At 55.7% G+C, this 16814-nt stretch carries 10 protein-coding genes and 1 pseudogene; 6 read left to right on the forward strand and 5 right to left on the reverse strand.

Annotated features, from left to right (window positions below):
* Positions 1–4: 4 nt before the first annotated feature.
* Entirely contained in the window at positions 5–1552 is a 1548-nt protein-coding gene (locus JFU58_RS10045) for an AMP-binding protein (RefSeq protein WP_201140480.1), read from the reverse strand.
* A gap of 146 nt (positions 1553–1698) precedes the next feature.
* Positions 1699–2610 carry a LysR family transcriptional regulator gene (locus tag JFU58_RS10050; protein ID WP_201140482.1) on the reverse strand — a complete coding sequence of 304 codons (912 nt, stop codon included), beginning with the start codon at positions 2608–2610 and terminating at the stop codon, positions 1699–1701.
* A gap of 150 nt (positions 2611–2760) precedes the next feature.
* On the opposite strand from JFU58_RS10050, the gene JFU58_RS10055 reads away from it, so the two are divergent.
* From JFU58_RS10055 to JFU58_RS10080, 6 genes and pseudogenes are all read left to right on the forward strand, one after another.
* Positions 2761–4110 (forward strand): serine hydrolase domain-containing protein, encoded by a 1350-nt coding sequence (locus JFU58_RS10055; protein WP_201140484.1) that lies wholly within the window; start codon positions 2761–2763, stop codon positions 4108–4110.
* Positions 4111–4231: 121 nt separating this feature from the next.
* Positions 4232–6100 (forward strand): DUF1302 domain-containing protein, encoded by a 1869-nt coding sequence (locus JFU58_RS10060; RefSeq protein WP_201140486.1) that lies wholly within the window; start codon positions 4232–4234, stop codon positions 6098–6100.
* Between the two features lie 15 nt (positions 6101–6115).
* Positions 6116–7465 (forward strand): DUF1329 domain-containing protein, encoded by a 1350-nt coding sequence (locus JFU58_RS10065; protein ID WP_201140488.1) that lies wholly within the window; start codon positions 6116–6118, stop codon positions 7463–7465.
* A gap of 66 nt (positions 7466–7531) precedes the next feature.
* Complete coding sequence (locus JFU58_RS10070; protein WP_201140490.1) at positions 7532–8665, forward strand: YCF48-related protein; 1134 nt, start codon at positions 7532–7534, stop codon at positions 8663–8665.
* Positions 8662–11043: an efflux RND transporter permease subunit gene (locus JFU58_RS10075; protein WP_201140492.1), complete on the forward strand. Its 2382-nt coding sequence runs from the start codon at positions 8662–8664 to the stop codon at positions 11041–11043. The genes JFU58_RS10070 and JFU58_RS10075 overlap by 4 nt, the downstream gene beginning before the upstream one ends.
* Before the next feature lie 287 nt (positions 11044–11330).
* Positions 11331–12240: pseudogene (locus JFU58_RS10080) on the forward strand (tyrosine-type recombinase/integrase); the annotation flags it as partial.
* A gap of 25 nt (positions 12241–12265) precedes the next feature.
* Here JFU58_RS10080 and JFU58_RS32600 read toward each other — a convergent pair.
* The 3 genes from JFU58_RS32600 to JFU58_RS10095 all read right to left on the reverse strand — a co-directional run bounded on the left by JFU58_RS32600 (position 12266) and on the right by JFU58_RS10095 (position 16687).
* Positions 12266–12799: a ShlB/FhaC/HecB family hemolysin secretion/activation protein gene (locus tag JFU58_RS32600; RefSeq protein ID WP_446739977.1), complete on the reverse strand. Its 534-nt coding sequence runs from the start codon at positions 12797–12799 to the stop codon at positions 12266–12268.
* Positions 12800–13132: 333 nt separating this feature from the next.
* A complete protein-coding gene (locus JFU58_RS10090; protein WP_201140494.1) occupies positions 13133–14155 on the reverse strand; it encodes a fimbrial protein in 1023 nt (340 codons plus the stop codon).
* Positions 14156–14191: 36 nt separating this feature from the next.
* The gene (locus JFU58_RS10095) at positions 14192–16687 is read right to left on the reverse strand and encodes a fimbria/pilus outer membrane usher protein (RefSeq protein ID WP_201140495.1); all 2496 of its coding nucleotides are present in this window, start codon (positions 16685–16687) and stop codon (positions 14192–14194) included.
* Positions 16688–16814: the final 127 nt, after the last annotated feature.

The following is a 16814-nucleotide window of genomic DNA, read 5'->3' on the forward strand; positions in this document are numbered from 1 at the left end:
GGTTTCAGATCTTGCGATCGCTGTTCTTCCAGTACTCGTCACGAACCAGGCGGCGTACTACCTTGCCGTTGGGGTTCTTCGGCAACTCGTCGATGAAATCGACACTGCGTGGTTTCTTGAATCCGGCAAGGTGTTGGGCGCAGTACTCAATGATCTGTTCCTGGTCCAGACTTGCTCCGGACTTGAGCACCACAACGGCCTTTATCGCCTCGCCCCACTGTGGGTCTGGTACGCCGACGACAGCGGCTTCGAAAATCTGTGGAAGGCTGTACAGCACTTGCTCGACTTCAGTGGGGTAAACGTTGAAACCGCCGGAAATGATCATTTCCTTTTTGCGGTCGACGATAAACACGTAACCCAGTTCATCGACCGTGGCCAAATCGCCAGTCAGGTAGTAGCCGTCGCGCATGACTTCTGCCGTTAATTCCGGCGCCTGCCAATAGCCCTTCATGATGTCCGCGCCCTTGACCACGATCTCGCCGATCTCACCGGGTTTGATGTCTTCGAATTGCGCGTCGACTACCCGCAGATCGGTTTCGAAATAACAGCGTCCGCAAGAAGCAAGCCGCCGAACATCGCAGTCCTTGACGAGATGATCCTGCTCGGTCAGCACGGTCACCAACGAGCAGGTTTCCCCCGCGCCATAGCCTTGCGCCAGAATCGGCCCGAACACCTCGATGGCTCGCTGAACCAGCGCCGGAGCCATCGGCGCAGCGCCGTACATCACCAGGCGCAGGCTGCTGAGGTCGAAGCGCTCCACATTCGCGAAATTCACCAAGCGGTTGACCATCGCTGGCACCAGGAACAAGCGCGTCACCTGCTCTTGCTCAATGGTGCGCAGCAACAACTCGTCGTCGTAACGTTCGATCAACAAGTTGCAGGCGCCGACCGCCAGCAACGGCATGATCTGCATTCCGCTGGCATGGGTAATCGGCCCGACGTGGGCCATGACGTCATCAGAACCCGCACCGCGAACCGGGCTGGCCAGGCTTTTGCGTATCAGTGCCTTGCGGTTGCCGAAGGTCAGCATCGCGGCTTTCAACACACCAGAACTACCGGAGGTGTAATGCAACACGGCCAGATGATCGTCGTCCGGATCAGCGTGTACCGGGGTCTCCGCGCCCATCTCCAGCACGGCATCATAGGAAACATCGCCACCGGTCTCGGCCAACGCGATCACCCATTTCAAATGCGGTAGTGCTTGCCGGTACGAAGCCAGCGCACTGGCGAAATGGCTTGTGGTAACGACCGCCTCACTGTGCGAGTCATTGAGAACCCTGATGATTTCCTCAGGGGACAACCGAGCGTTGATCGGCACTTTGACCATTGCGTTTTTATAGAAAGCAACTTCCGCTTCGACCAGTTCAGCACGGTTCATTGCCAACATCGCAACATGCGCGCCCTGCTTGAGGCCCAGCTTCAATAATCCCGATGCAAGGCGATTGGTGCGTGCCTCCAATTGCGCATAAGTCAGCCGTTGCCGTGTATCGATAACGGCCAAATTATCGGGCCAATAACGCGCACTTCGGCTCAGTATCTTTGCGAGGTTCACTTTTAATTATTCTCCGAAGTAGATCGAGGGCGACCGATCTTACAAGCGGAGAAAAAATGCTCGCCAATACCACTGTTTGATGAGCACCCATAACAAAACGGGATAGGGCTGAGCGCGAAATTCCGTGCAGCCACGTGCAAAAGTCGCTACAGCCACTTCGCCATATTGCTTGGCGTCGCCTCCTCCCTGAACAGGTCGATCAACCGGCAGCAGACCGGGGACAGATAGCCTCCGGTGCGGGTAACCAGCCCTATCCGCCGATTGAACTCAAGGCCATCGACCACCAGATTCAGCGGTTCCAACCCGGCCGAACGGGTCATCTGCCCACACCGCGATATCGTCAGAATGTTGGTACCGTTGATCAATTGAAACAGGGCCTCACTGCTGAAGTCCGCCTCGATGCGCAGCAACGGCTGCGCCAGTCCATTTCGGTGAAAGGCATCTTCCAGCGATTGCCGGATAACGATATGGCCTTCCGGCAGCAGCCACTCCTCACCCTGTAAGTCGCTCAAATCCAGGCGAGGCCTTGCCAGCAATGGGTGTCCTGTATCAGCCACGACAGCGAGACGATCTTCGTACAAATACTCTGTGGCGAACTCGGGCGTGACGCCGAGTAACGGCATCGCCACCACATCGATCTCGCCGCTGCGCAATGCGTCCAGCAACTCCTGGGCCAGGCGGCGACGCAGACGCAAGCGGGCGGCCGGGCGTTCGCGCAACAGACGGCGGCAACTGGCGACCAGCAGACCATCGGGAAGCGATGGCGAGTACCCCAATCGCACGGCGCCCTGTTCGCCCGTTCGAATGCTGCGCATCTCTGCCAGTGCATCGTCGTAGTCGCGGCGCAGACGCTTGGCTCGTGTCAGAAATTGCACACCCGCCTGGGTCACCCGCATGCCAGTGGAGGTTCGTTCGAAAAGCATGACCCCCAACAAGGTTTCAACCCGGCGCACGGCTTTGGTCAGCGAAGGTTGGGTGAGGCCCAGCATATCGGCGGCCTTACCGATGGTGCCGCATTGCTCGACAGCGATCACATACTCAAGGTCACGTACGTCCATGGCATTCCTGTTGGTTATGTATCTATAGCTAGTGATGCATTGCGCTTATGTATATCCCGCTCTCAGACTGGAATCAATGTCCAGCCCGTTTGATCCAGTCGACGCTGGCAACACCTTGGCGACCCACGCCATCAGGAGATAACAAAAAAAATGTGCGTCACGAAAAATGAAAACAACGTTGCAGCAAAACTGGCAGCAAAGTCCTTAAAATTACTTCCCGTCCTGTTGTTTACTGCGATCAGCGGGCAGGCCGTTGCCGCTGTAACCACTACCGATCCAATTCAGTTGGGTGTGATGCAGGGATTTCCACCGGCGATGGATAAGCGCGTGAACAAACTCAATGCTTTTGAAATGCCCAATTTGCGCTGGGCGCTGCGTAATGCGCGATCAATGTCGCCCACCACCGGCATCGACCGGGGTCCAACCGCCCTGCCGCTGATCCCTGGCAATCGGCTCGCCCTGGATGAGCTGAATTTCAAGGTGGGAGACGCATTGCTGACCTTGCCGGAATATCTACAGCAAACTTACACCGATGGTTTCATTGTCCTGCAACGCGGCAAGGTGGTGTACGAGCGCTACCTGGATTCATTCAGCCCTCGGCAGTCGCACATCTGGGCATCAATGACCAAGTCAGTGACGGGGTTGCTTGCCGCGAGCCTCATCGCAGAAGGCAAGATGGACCCGACGGCCCGACTGGCGAGCTATGTCCCCGAGTTGACCGGCACGCCGTTCGGCGAAGCCACCGTGCAACAGAATCTCGACATGCAGGTTCGCGCCATCTACCCGGTCAATCTGCCACCCGATCTGGGGCTGTTTGCGGCGGCCGGCATCCTGCCTCGCCGAGAGGGCATGCCCGACAATATCTATGACTTTCTGAAAGTGGCGACACGCCCACAGGAATCTGCCGACACGGACATCTGGTTCTATCAGAACGGTTCGCCTGAAGCGGTCGCCTGGGCCATGCGCAGAATCACCGGGAAAAGTTGGTCGACGCTGGTTTCGGAACGCATCTGGTCCCGTTTGGCAGAGGACGATGCCTACGCTCAGGTGGATCAATTGGGTACCGAAATGGCCAGTGGAGGCATGAGCAGCACCCTGCATGACGTCGCTCGATTTGCCGAAGCCGTCCGTCAAGCCGCCGCTGCACGACAGGCCGACGACCCGTTTGCGCAGGCCGTTCAACTGGCGTTGAAGCCCAATGCCAACCAGGCCCTGATCGAAGGCAATACGAACGCCAAGGAGCGAGCGGGCTATTCCTACAGGAATTACTGGTATCAGAAGAATGACGGTGACGGCTCCGTCGAGGCGGCCGGTCGCTTTGGCCAGCGGATCTATATCAACCCCAAACGAGAACTGGTGATCGTCAAGATGTCCTCCGCACCGGACATGGCGCCCAGGGCTACCAGTGCGAACACCACCGCACATATCGCAGCGCCAAAAGTTGATAGCGTCACGGCCTTCAACAGCATGGTGAGCGCCCTGCTCCCAGCCCTCAAGTAACGATCCATGCCGACCCTCTCGGGCTGGCCTGACCCCCGGTTCTACAACTCAACGGTACCTGGCGTCCCCGCGCCAAGTGTGTCGGCGGGCTTCCTATAACAATAATTAAGAGGCTGACCTCATGGGCTCTCCATCAAGCGGCGGCATTGCGCGGCTCCATCGCCTGCAACTCACCGGCCTGTTCCTGACACCTCTGGCCTGTGCCCTGTGCAACTACGCCAGCGCTGCCGACTTCACCTGGGGTGAAATCAGTGGCCGTTACAATGGCAGCCTCAGCCTGGGTGGTGTGTGGAGCGCCGAGAAACCCAATGCCGATAACATATTCCAGGGTAACGCCAACGCCATCGGTTACGGTAAACCCGGTGAGTTCAACCCCAGCGGCGGTCGTACTGGCGACGACGGGCGGCTGAACTTTCGCAAGCGCAACCTGGTGTCCTCACCCGTCACCCTGCTGGGTGAAATGGAACTTAACTGGCAAAACTATGGCGCCTTCATTCGCGGCAAGGCTTGGTACGACTACACCCTGAACAACCGCGAAGTCGACTTTGGGCACTCTTCCAACGGTTACCAACCCAACAGCAAGCTCGATGACAGTCACTTTGACGAACTCGCCAAGTTTCAGGGGGTTGCGTTGCTGGATGCTTACGTGTTCGGTGATTTCACCATTGCCGAGCATCCCTTGAATGCCCGGGTGGGCAACCAAGTGATCAACTGGGGCGAAGGCCTGTACTTCCAGAACGGCATCAACGCGATCAATCCCGTCGACGTCGCTGCCTTGCGTCGACCCGGTTCGCAGGTCAAGGAAGCGTTGCTGCCGGTGCCGATGCTGTATGGCAACTTCGGCCTGACGGACAGCCTGAGCCTCGAAGCGTTCTATCAGCTGCAATGGCGGCGCACGGTGCTGGAAGGTTGCGGCACCTACTTTTCAAGCAACGACTTTCTCCCGGATGGTTGTTTCGGTGTACCTCGTGGCGGAGCGAACGATCCAGCGAGTTTTGCCAACGACCAGATCATCCGCCGTACCGGCGACAACGAACCCTCCGACAACGGTCAGTTCGGTTTCGCATTGCGGTACTTCGCTGATCAGCTCGACACCGAGTTCGGCGCCTACGCGATGAACATCCATTCACGCACTCCCTACACCAGCATCACCACGGACCTGCGCCCTGGTCCAGGAGCTGGCTGGATCGCAGGCAGACAAGACACCAACGGCACCTACTTCGCCGACTTCCCGGAAGACATCCGCATCTTTGGCTTGAGCTTCTCCAGCAACCTGTGGGGGACGTCAGTCTTTGGCGAATACAGCTTCCGACCCAACCAGCCGGTGCAACTGGCCAACGGCGATCTGATCCCAGCCTTTGCCGGCAACCCGGTGCAACTAAGCCAAGCGATCGGCCAGAACATCACCCTTGGTGAGGATGCCATCAACGCCGCACCTGGATCGGTCTACAACGGTTACGACCGGCGCAAGATCTCGCAGCTTTCGTTGGGGTTCCTCAAGTCGCTGCCCCAGGTGCTGGGCGCCGATAATCTCAACCTGATTGGCGAGGCGGGTATGAAGTACATGCACGACCTGCCCGACCTGAATGACCGTCGATATGCCAAGGGCGACCTTTATGGCTCCGACCTGGCCAATGGCAACACGATCGGCTGCGCCCTCGGGTCTCCGAGCCAATACCGGAATCGAGGCTGTTCCACAGACGGCTACACCAGCAAATTCTCCTGGGGCTATCGCCTGCGCGCTCAACTCAGCTATCCGGCGCTGCTGGTCGGGATCAACGTCTCGCCGTTCGTGGCCTTCGGTCAGGACGTCAAGGGTTGGTCCTACGATGGCGTCTTTTCCGAAGGCCGCCTCCTCGGGTCGGTCGGGACAAAATTCGACTACCTGCAGGACTACTCGGCCGAGCTCTCCTGGTCGGCCAGTGGCAACACCCCCTTCGCCAGCACCGACAGGGATTTTGTTTCTCTCAGCCTGCGAATGGGCTTCTGATTGATGAGGTACTCCATGAACACCACTTTGTTTCACGCCACCGTACTGGGCACTCTCCTGAGTTTGGGCAATGGTTGTGTCCTGGCCAACGTAGACGCCAGCGAAGTCGCCCGCCTGGGCCAGGATCTGACGCCCACCGGCGGACAAAAAGCTGCAAACGCCAACGGTAGTATTCCGGCCTGGACCGGTGGGCTGACCCAGCCACCGCCGGGATTCCAGGCCGGCCAGGGTTATGTCGACCCTTACGCCAGTGAAAAACCGTTGTACAGCATCACCCAGACCAACAAGGCGCAGTACGCTCAAGTGCTCACTCCCGGCTACCAGGCCATGCTGGAGAAGTACCCTGACTTCAAAATGCTCGTTTACCCCACCCACCGCACCGCTGCCTTGCCGCAAAACGAGTACGCAGAGATAGTCCGAGAGGCCCCGAAGATCTCACTGGCTGACGGTGGTAATGGTCTGATCGGCTATGAGAGGAGCAGCGTGCCTTTCCCCATTCCTCACTCAGGTATCGAGGTATTGTTCAATCACTTCGTTCGGTACCGCACCGTTGGCTATGAATACTTCCCCACGGAAATGGTGGTGCAGAGCAATGGCAACTTCACCCCGATCCGTCGTGACGTAAAAGTGATGATGGCCTCTGCCATGGGCAATCCCGAGCCGAACCGTTTGTACTACTACCTTGGCAAGGTCATCTCGCCCGAGAGCGTAGCGGGTGGACAGACGCTGATCCACGAACCCATTGACCAGACCCAGGAACCACGCCTGGCATGGAGTTACAACCCGGGCCAGCGCCGCGTGTTGCGCGCGCCCGAAGCAGCCTATGACTCCCCGGTCGGCACCTCGGAAGGTTTGCGCACTTACGACGCCATCGACATGTACAACGGTGCACCGAATAAATACGAGTGGAAGCTGATCGGAAAGAAAGAAATGTTGGTGCCTTATAACACCTACAAGCTGGCGGGTCGCTCACTCAAGTACAACCAGATCATCCAGCCCAATCACCTCAATCAGGACATGCTGCGCTACGAGATGCATCGCGTCTGGGTGGTAGAAGCGACCCTCAAGCCTGGAGAGCGACACATCTACGCCAAGCGCGTGTTTTACGTCGACGAGGACAGCTGGAGCATTCTTGCTGCCGACCTGTACGACGGTCGCGGTGATCTGTGGCGCATGCAGGAAGCCCATACGTTGCAGCGTTATGACGTGCTCTCGTGCCTTCAAATGAGCGACGTTGCCTACGACCTGCAAGCACGCCGCTATGTGGTGTACGGACTGGAGAACGAAGAGCGCAGCACTCAGTTCGGCATCAGCAGCAAGATTGCCGATTTCAGCCCGGCGGCATTGCGACGGTCAGGTCACTGAGTTGCCTGCCCCATGACACCGGGCTGGTCATGTACGACCCCAGTTATTCCTCCCGAGACATCTGCTATGAAAATCCCCACCCGCTCGACGTTGGGTCTGCTCGTCGGGTTGACTACCGCCGTGCTAACGACCTCCCCCTTTGCCGCGCCAATAGCCGATCGCCTGGAGCGCGCCTCCCGGGTATCAGCGAGCGTCAGCCAGGCGCCACTCACCGCCATCCAGCACCTGGGCAAACGTCTGGTGATGGTGGGAGCAGACGGCCACATTCTCCTGCGTGAGCCAAACGGCCAACTTCAACAGGCCAAGGTGCCGGTGGACGTGCTGCTCACCGCCGTACATTTTGTCGACAATCTCCAAGGCTGGGCGGTGGGTCATGACGGCGTCGTGCTGCATAGCAGCGATGGCGGACAATCCTGGGACAAACAACTCGATGGCAGGACTATAAATGCCTTGATGCTCGCGTGGGCCGAGGCCGAGGTGGCACGCCTGGAACAGGCTTTAAGCGCCGATAACCCTGGTAGCGATGAACAACAGCTGGCATTGGATAACGCCCGCTTCGCCCTCGACGACATCAATGCTGGTGCCGCTGCCGGACCTTCCCGGCCGCTGTTGGATGTATGGTTTCGCAACGCTCGGGAGGGCTGGGTGGTCGGCGCCTATGGCATGGTTTTGCACACCCGCGACGGCGGTCAGCGCTGGGATTATCTGCCAGACCTTGACAACCCGGAGCGCCTACACCTCAACGCCGTTCTGGGGCTGGTCAACGGTGATCTGCTGATTGCTGGCGAAGGCGGACGCCTGTACCGACAAGTCAACGGTCAATGGTTGGCAGCGCAACAACTGACACCCGCTTCGCTCTACAAACTCATGCAACTGCGTGATGGGCAAATCCTGGCCATGGGCTTTGGTGCCAGCCTGTTCTCCAGCCGCGACCAGGGTCAGCACTGGCAGGCCATCCCGTTGCCCATCAAGGCCAGCCTCTATGGTGGCGAACAACTGGCCGACGGCAGCTTGTGGTTGACCGGGCAAGCCGGCCTGCTGCTGCACAGTACCGATCTGCGGCAGTTCAGCGTCCATCAGAGTGCTAACCGGGGCGCTTGGCTGGGCGCCGTGCCTCTTGACAACAAACAGTTGGCGCTTGTCGGTAACAATGGCCTGCGCATCCTGACAACAGATGAATTGAAGGAGATGCGCAGATGAACTCCCGTTTGCACCTCAACCCACCTTCGCAGAAGCTGGAAAACGCTGAACCACGACTGCTGGATTTCATCGAACGAACGCTGTTCCATCATCGCCTGGCAGTAGTGTTTTTCTTCCTCGTTGCTTCCTTGCTCCTAGGTTACCAAGCCCTCGCATTGCGCCCGGACGCGAGCTTCTCCCGGATGATTCCGAGCAGTCATCCCTTTATCCAGAATTATCTGCAGTATGAGGAAGTACTTCGGCCACAGAGCAACGTATTGCGGGTGCTGCTGGAAAATCCCAAGGGTGAGATCCTCGATCCGGCGTTCATGGAAACACTGCGCGAGGTCAACGACAGGATTTTCTATCTGCCTGGTGTCGACCGGGGGAAGCTCAAATCGTTGTGGACCCCTAACGCGTTGTGGAGCGAGGTGAATACTGAGGGGGTACGCGCTGGCCGAGTGATCCCCGACGCGTATGATGCGAGCGCCGAGTCGCTGTCCCAGGTACGGCAGAACATCTTGCGTGCCAACATGTTGGGCAGCTTTGTGGCGAACGACTGGCGCTCGACGATCATCCGTGTGCCCCTGCTCGACAACGACCCACAAACCGGAAAGCCCCTGGATTACGGGGCTTTCAGCGAAGCGTTGGACAAGCATGTGCGTGAACACTTCAACGCGCAAGGCGCGACCGTTCGGGTGATCGGGTTTGCCCAGATTGTCGGTGACCTGCTGGCCGCAGCCAGCGATATTGCGTTTTTTTTCGCCATCACCGTCGGGTTGATCAGCATACTGCTGTACTTCTATTGCCGCTGCTGGCGCAGTACCGCCGTCGCTGTACTAACCTGCCTGTTGACCGTGATCTGCCAGCTCGGCCTGCTCAGACTACTGGGTTACGGCCTGGACCCGTATTCAATCCTCGTGCCCTTCCTGATCTTTGCAATTGGCATCAGCCATGCCGTGCAGAACATCAATCTGATGATGAGTGAAATGGGCAATGGTTGCGGTGCGCTACAAGCATCGAGACGTACTTTTCGCACCCTGTTCATTCCGGGCAGCACTGCACTGCTGGCCGATGCAGTCGGTTTCATCACCCTGGTGGTGATCGACATCGGCGTAATTCAACAGTTGGCCGTGACCGCTAGCATTGGCGTGTTCATGGCAATCTTTACCAAAATGTTCCTGCTACCGGTGCTGATGTCCTATGTCGGCATAAGCCCTCGTGGCTTGCGTCAACAGCATGAGCGCCGCGACTCCAGCTGGCCGATCTTCCGCAGAATCTCGGGCGTAACGCGTAAACCGGTTGCTATCGCTTTGATTCTTGCGAGCCTGGTGTTACTGGGCCTTGGTTACCATGCGCGCCAGGGCCTACAAATCGGTGACCTGGATGCCGGCGCACCGGAATTCCGCCCGCAAGCTCGATACAACCAGGACAACGCCTACCTGCTCTCCCACTACAGCACCAGCACCGATGTCTACGTACTGATCTTCAAGACACCACCTGAGCAATGTTCGCGCTTCGCCGCGGCCGACCTGGCCAACCAGTTGGAAAGGCGTTTGCTCGAAGTGAAAGGAGTCGAGTCTGTGCAGTCGTTGTACGGCACCATGCGCTTCAACATCGTTGCGCGTAACGAGGGCAACCCGAAATGGGCCGAGTTCTCCCGTGACCAGTACGTGATGAACAATGCCCGCTCTGGGGTAGCCGCAGAACTGGTGGACACGAACTGCAACATCGCTCCCATCAGCCTGTACCTGGCCGACCATAAGGCACAAACACTGAGTCGCGTCGGTGAAGCCGTCGAGCTGTTCAACAGCGAGTACGACACCGGCGAGTTCAAGATCCTTCAGGCAGCCGGGAGCGCCGGGATCGAGGCCGCCACCAACCAGGTGATCAAACACTCGGAAAAGCTGATGCTGCTTCTGGTGTTCGTGATTGTTTCGCTGGTGGTGCTTTGCGAGTTCAAGTCGATCAAGGTCACTATCGCTCTCATGACACCGCTGTATTTGTCGACCGTGCTGTGCGAGGCCGTGATGGCGCAAATGGGCTTGGGCGTAAAAATCGCCACCCTGCCAGTGATCGCACTCGGTGTCGGTATCGGCGTTGACTACGGCATCTACCTGTACAGTCGTATGGAAGGTTTTCTGCACCAGGGGATGAGCATGCGCGCTGCTTATTTCGAAACGCTGAAGACCACAGGAACTTCGGTTGCATTTACCGGTGTAACCTTGGCAATTGGGGTCTCCACCTGGGCCTTCTCTGAATTGAGGTTCCAGGTTGATATGGGGCTTTTGCTGGTGCTGCTGTTCATCTGGAACATGATCGGGGCGCTGATTCTGATGCCAGCGTTGATCGCGGTTCTGGTGACATCGAGGTCAGACACGTCCGGCAAAGTCGTATAGAGCGGCCCCAGCAGCTAGAGATCAAGAGTTGACACAAATATCGAGTCGGCAGCGCCATGCTGCCGATATCGGATGTACGGTTAGGTCGAAAGGCGCCCTTCCTAACTGGCAGTTATCGGCTAATAGCACCGGTAGCGTGCGACAGCAATGAACCCAAAAACCGTCGTCAACTCACTTATCAAAACCGGGACCAAAGCCCCCAGGACAAAGTCCGACCTTGGTATCAGCTGAGGATCCCTCCCAGAGCCAGTCGTTTTGCGGGGGTAAAAGTAGAGAGAGTCGGTTTCATGGCCAAAATCGCCATCAAAGAACTCAAGTCGCTGACCGCCAACGATGCCGGTCGAATCTCAGTCCGTAAGGACGGTGTGTCAGTCAGCTTTTTCTATCGCTATCGCTGGGGCGGGCAGAACAAAGAGTACGCCTGCGGCGTCCTGGCCGCGCAGATCCCTGACGGACATTCGCAAGGCACGAAACCAGGCCAGGGAGCTCATTGATGAGCAAATCAATCCGCACGAGCAGAAGAAAACCGCCAATGCACAGGCACAAGTAGAGGCCGAACAAGTAAAAACGACGGAGGTGCAAACGCTGACCGTCCAGGATCTGGTCAAGGCCTAGATGTTGGATGGTGTCGCGCCTATAGACGGAAATGCCGAGTTGCAACGACTCTTTAACGAGGACCTTTTGCCAGCACTCGGCAAGACCGCTGTGAGCAACGTCTCCGAACACGATGTTCGGTCGCCGATCCGCACGGTGGTAAACCGCGTCGCTCACCGGCAAGCCATCAGTTTTTTCGCCGACCTCACTCAGATGTTCAGCTGAGCCAGAGAAATTCAGCCCTGGCGGGCCTTATTGCTTGAGGGCGATCTGATGGAACTGGTCGACATCTCCCTATTGACTCCTGCCAACTACGAAACGGGAAGACGCCGCATTTTTTCGCCGGCTGAGCTATTGGAACCTCACAACCGGATCCAACAAATGACCGCAGGTTACGACGCCCTCCCCACGGACCAGAAATACGACGGCATTCGACCGCTAAAAAAGAAAACGTAGCTCGCGCTCTGGATCAGCCTGGGTACGTTGTGCCGGATTGGTGAGCTGCTCCAGGCCGAATGGAAGGATGTCGATCTGGACCGGCAGACCTGGTTCCTCCCGAGCGAATACGTCAAAGGCGCCCGGGGCAAGAAACAGGACCGCCATTGAACGCATCCCTAACTCGAGCTCTTCATCGCATAGCAAACCCTTTGATCCGTGCCTGCTCGATCCTGTCCATGATCACTTTCGGGTCTGCAAATACCTCCGCTTTTTCAATGCCCCCCCGAGCGCGATGTCGTAGCCAAAAGTATTGACATTGCCCCGCAGTCCGATCGCGCTGCCTATGAGCATTTTTCCACGTGGTTCCCGGCTTGCGATGGGCGATATTTGGCCGGTATCGACGGCCGTGTAGACCTGCCCCCCACACACACAACGTAGCCATTGCGACTTCATTACGCCAGGTCCAGCCACCCGGGCCGGCAAGCGTGGTATTGCCGTCGAAGCCGCGCACCGTGTAGCGGCCATCAATCTGTAGGTATTCGGTAGAGGGAGCTGGCGAGTACTTAAAATTAACCGTGCTCTGATAGCCAAGAGGTTCTACGTCGACGAGAGAGGCCGTATCCACCGCAGCCTTCGCAGTGAAGATCCGATAACGTCCGTTCCAGTCCTGCTCCTCATAGAGGCACCTGGCGATGCACTCATGCCTGGCAGGCTGCCCCGAGATCCCAGTTCCAAATCCAGCGTGCTGCGATTCAGCTTTTCAAGATGGGCGAAGCTGAATTCATAGCTGGTGATATCCCGATACAACTGGAGAAGTTCGGATGAGCTGACCCGGCCACAACAGCAATAGCCGCCAACAAAAGTTATAAAGAAAAATCGGGGCTATCTCTATGGCGACTGGATTTGGAGCTCGTGCGCTACTGACGAGCTCAAGCACTTTGGGAAACGTGATAACAGCCAGCCGAGCCTTTCGAAAAGCAGTGCATCAAAATACTTATAGCTTGAGGTGGCGCTGGTGTATGAGAGGGCGCTCTCAAAGCCCCATTTCTATTCACAATTAATTGTAATCAAGAACAATACTCATGACTGCATTGGCAACACCAGGCTTAATTTCTCCTCCCGTAGGAACATATTTTGCTTTACCTGAAAAACCATAAATTTCTCTTGTAGCTTCTGATCGTTGCCAGTCGAGTTTCAATGCATTGCCTAGGCTGAAGGGAAGTTTGATATCTTTGGAGCTCACCAAAGATATTTTTACTCCGGATGCCGCATTCATACTGCCGGCCCCTAAAAGGTTCAGGGAGCCATCAGCTGGAGAATCACCCAGGAAATACACCTTCACTGGAGGGCGCTTACTGGCTGAAAGCCCAGTACATTGGACATTGAAGGAGAATAATTTTTCGGAAGCTATACCTGATTTCACCTCCCCAACAAAAAATTTTCCCATGGGAACATTTAACGTCGAGTCTGTGAGCGCACACATCATGTATACATTATTTGATACTGTTGACGATATTTTCGCATTATAAGTTAATTGCGGCGCCCCAGGAGGTTTGCCTATGATCTTAATATTTACGTCAAGCTTGTTATTTCCTATACCCGAACCGATTCGTACAAGCTGTAAAGTCCCCGCATGGGGAATCGAAAATATCCATGGCGAATTCAATCCTTTCTCCGGAACCGGGTATTCCGTTGGCACATAATAATCCGGAGCCATCCAACCATCGAGCTTAAGTCTTACTCCAATACCTTCAACGTTGGTTTTATAGACATTTGGGTAACTTGATAGCTCCATGTTACCAGCGTCCACAAAAGAAACAACGTCACCAGGGCCACACTGCATAAACAGCTGTGATACTTCGCCACTTTTGCTCTCTGCAAGTACCCCTCCCATGGGAACCAGTGCCAGATTTATGCTGCTAGGAAAAGTAAAGTTGTAGGTCACACCAGCAGGGCCAGTACAGGAGGCAAAAGCCATCTGGGGGAAAAAGCACGACAGAGCAACACATAAAAACCAACATTTCATTGACTTCACCTTTAAAATAGGCACAAAAAACACCGAGAGCATCCACAAAAGCATTGACAACTCATGCAGAAAAGATTTGTATCACATCAGTTAAATATATTTGCAGACAATACTAAATCGCTCATAGGTCAATTTTTTGTCCGCCCCTGGCAGTGCATAGTTAGCACTACATGCATCTTTGCCCCAGCGAATATCAATTTTCCCCTTATCTTTGATACCGAATACCAATAGCCGAGACGTATTGTCGACTATACCGAGACTCTTACCTTGCTCGTCGTATGCCTGAGCTCCGAATGGAATCTTCTTTCCAGTATCCAGGTTTAGGTCGAACTGCATACGGCGGCCTGACTCCGCAGCGAATGTGGTTCTGACGATTGCACCACGTGTTGGCACTACCATCTTGGAGTTTTCGGGGATCTCGGTATCACTGCCGAGGGTGTTGGTGTCCAGATTCAACCAGTTGTACCGATAAGGCTGCACATAAGGAACAACCGCGTAGCCACTGTCGTTGGTCCTGATCGAGGTCGAACTGTCGATGCCAACCCCGCTGATATCGGGCACTTCAATCAAGGCAAAGGTTTCCCCCACCGGCTGGCCGAACGTAACGCCACCACTGTGGAGCACAACGGAACCGGAAGCACCGAGATCCATATGTTTATTGTCTACACTCTGATTATAGTTGGCGTTCAACTTCGAGGTCGGCGTATCCCAACCAACTCCGAATCCGCTGGAGTGACCACTTTGCTTACTGTAACCGGCCTGAGCTGAATAATTGACGGTATTCTTTTCATTGAGATAGCCAGAGATACCGCTTTGCAAACTGGAATCACCGTGCTGTGAGGAAATAGCACTTGAATAGATACGGTGCGAGCGGGAACTGCTACCCAGCGGGATACTGACAGACGCGGTGAATTGTGTATCCGAGCGCTCGGTGGAGTCAGTGCCTTGAGTCTGGGATACGGCAAAGCTGTAGCTGGTGGTGGAAACATTACCGCTATAGCCGGCCTGCCAGCGCCTGGTACTCCCCGCCATGTTCCAATAATTGGTTTCACCCAGACTGATAAAAAGAGAACCGCGTTGGGACAGCGTCTGGTTAACGTTCATATCGAAACGGCTCTTCTGCCGTCCGTAACGCTGCCCGCTGACATAGTCCGTATCCTCTACATGCTGGCCGAAGGTACGATAGCCATCGGTTGAATAGCGGTAGCCGACCATGGTAAAGGTGGTGTCTGTGCTATTGAGGGTTTTAGAATACAGAAAGCGGGCACTCTGACCCTGGTTCTTTTTGCCCCGCTGGTCCTCGGACGTACTGTTAGTGACGTCGAAGGAAACCCCGCCTAAGCTGGAGTTGATCCCCAATCCCAGGTTGAGCGCAGTGTATTTCTGGGCAGCGAGCAGTCCACCATAGCTCGTGAAGTTATTGGACATACCGTACACCAGGGTGCCTTGGGAAAACTTGGGCGAGGACTGGCCCTCGGTACTGTATTCACCCGCAGCAAGACTGTAGCGCAGGCTACCGCGCCGGGTCATGACCGGCAGATAGGAATAAGCCTGGGTATAGTCCCGTTCACGACCATCGGCCTCGATGATCTTGACCTTGAGGTCCCCATTGGAACCGCTGGGGTAGATGTCGCTAATCTCGAAGGCTCCGGGCGATACTGTAGTCGAGTAAATTACATAACCGTTCTGCCGTACTTCGACAGTCGCGTTGGTTTCAGCGATGCCCCGCACTACCGGCGCATACCCCTGCTCGTTATCCGGCAGCATCCCGAGGTCAGTGGCCACTTGCGCGCCGCGAAAGCGTACACTGTCGAATATATCGCCCTGAGAGTACAGCTCCCCGATAGCCAACTTGGCCTTGAGATGGGCGATATCGCGCTCGGCATAGCTACGGTTACTACTGAATTTGTTACGCATATTGGTTCCGCCAGACAAAGAGGATTCATTGCGAAAGCGCCAGCCCTTCAGGTTGAATCCGTTGCGCAAACCTATATAGCGGTAATCGCTGCGATAGCCCTGACTGATGTTGCGGTTGAAGTTGGTCTGGTAGTCCGTATAAAAAGCAGTAATTCCCTGATCCCAAAGTGTAGGGTCTACATAACCGCGAGACTGCCGCAGAATATAGGCATTGGGGATACTAATTCGCAGGGCGAGGCTCGTGACATCGAAGTCTACCGACGCGCCTTCTATCAGGGCCGCGAGATCCAGTGACAAAGCATCGTCGCTATTCGCCGGAATAATGTTTTCTTTTTCAAGACGGGCGATATCAACCCCCAATACCTTCAGCATGCCGAGTTGAATTACCGGTTTGACCTCAGCACTGCCAGCATCGGCACTGAAGTTGACATCCTGACGTTTTATCAATATCTGGTTCAGGTAAATATCAACGCTATATGAGCCCGGCAGTACAACGCTGCCCTTTTCAAAGTACTGGAGCTCGATCGGTGCTCCCCCCTTACTCAAGAAATCCTCATTGAATTCGACTGGGTAAGCATCTGCAGGGAGCACCAGCCCAAAAACTATAAGATATGGCGCATATTGAAAAGCCACTATCTTAAAATTGAGTTTCTTCCTGAATAAATCCATATAATTACCCTTCAGGTAACTTCTCAGCCCTGACTAAAAAGAAACCCTTCAATTGAACATATAAAGATAGAAGCTACGAAGTGCGGAAAAGTCGAGCGTGTGTCATCTCAATTTAATTGGACAACGT

Origin of the sequence: Pseudomonas sp. TH34 (assembly GCF_016650865.1) — a bacterium.
GTDB classification, from domain to species: domain Bacteria; phylum Pseudomonadota; class Gammaproteobacteria; order Pseudomonadales; family Pseudomonadaceae; genus Aquipseudomonas; species Aquipseudomonas yamanorum.

What these genes read in the sequence shown, in the direction of transcription:
- JFU58_RS10050 (WP_201140482.1), bottom strand. Translation starts at nt 2,610, where the DNA reads ATGGACGTACGTGACCTTGAGTATGTGATCGCTGTCGAGCAATGCGGC.
- JFU58_RS10055 (WP_201140484.1), top strand. Translation starts at nt 2,761, where the DNA reads ATGTGCGTCACGAAAAATGAAAACAACGTTGCAGCAAAACTGGCAGCA.
- JFU58_RS10060 (WP_201140486.1), top strand. Translation starts at nt 4,232, where the DNA reads ATGGGCTCTCCATCAAGCGGCGGCATTGCGCGGCTCCATCGCCTGCAA.
- JFU58_RS10065 (WP_201140488.1), top strand. Translation starts at nt 6,116, where the DNA reads ATGAACACCACTTTGTTTCACGCCACCGTACTGGGCACTCTCCTGAGT.
- JFU58_RS10070 (WP_201140490.1), top strand. Translation starts at nt 7,532, where the DNA reads ATGAAAATCCCCACCCGCTCGACGTTGGGTCTGCTCGTCGGGTTGACT.
- JFU58_RS10075 (WP_201140492.1), top strand. Translation starts at nt 8,662, where the DNA reads ATGAACTCCCGTTTGCACCTCAACCCACCTTCGCAGAAGCTGGAAAAC.
- JFU58_RS10090 (WP_201140494.1), bottom strand. Translation starts at nt 14,155, where the DNA reads ATGCTTTTGTGGATGCTCTCGGTGTTTTTTGTGCCTATTTTAAAGGTG.
- JFU58_RS10095 (WP_201140495.1), bottom strand. Translation starts at nt 16,687, where the DNA reads ATGGATTTATTCAGGAAGAAACTCAATTTTAAGATAGTGGCTTTTCAA.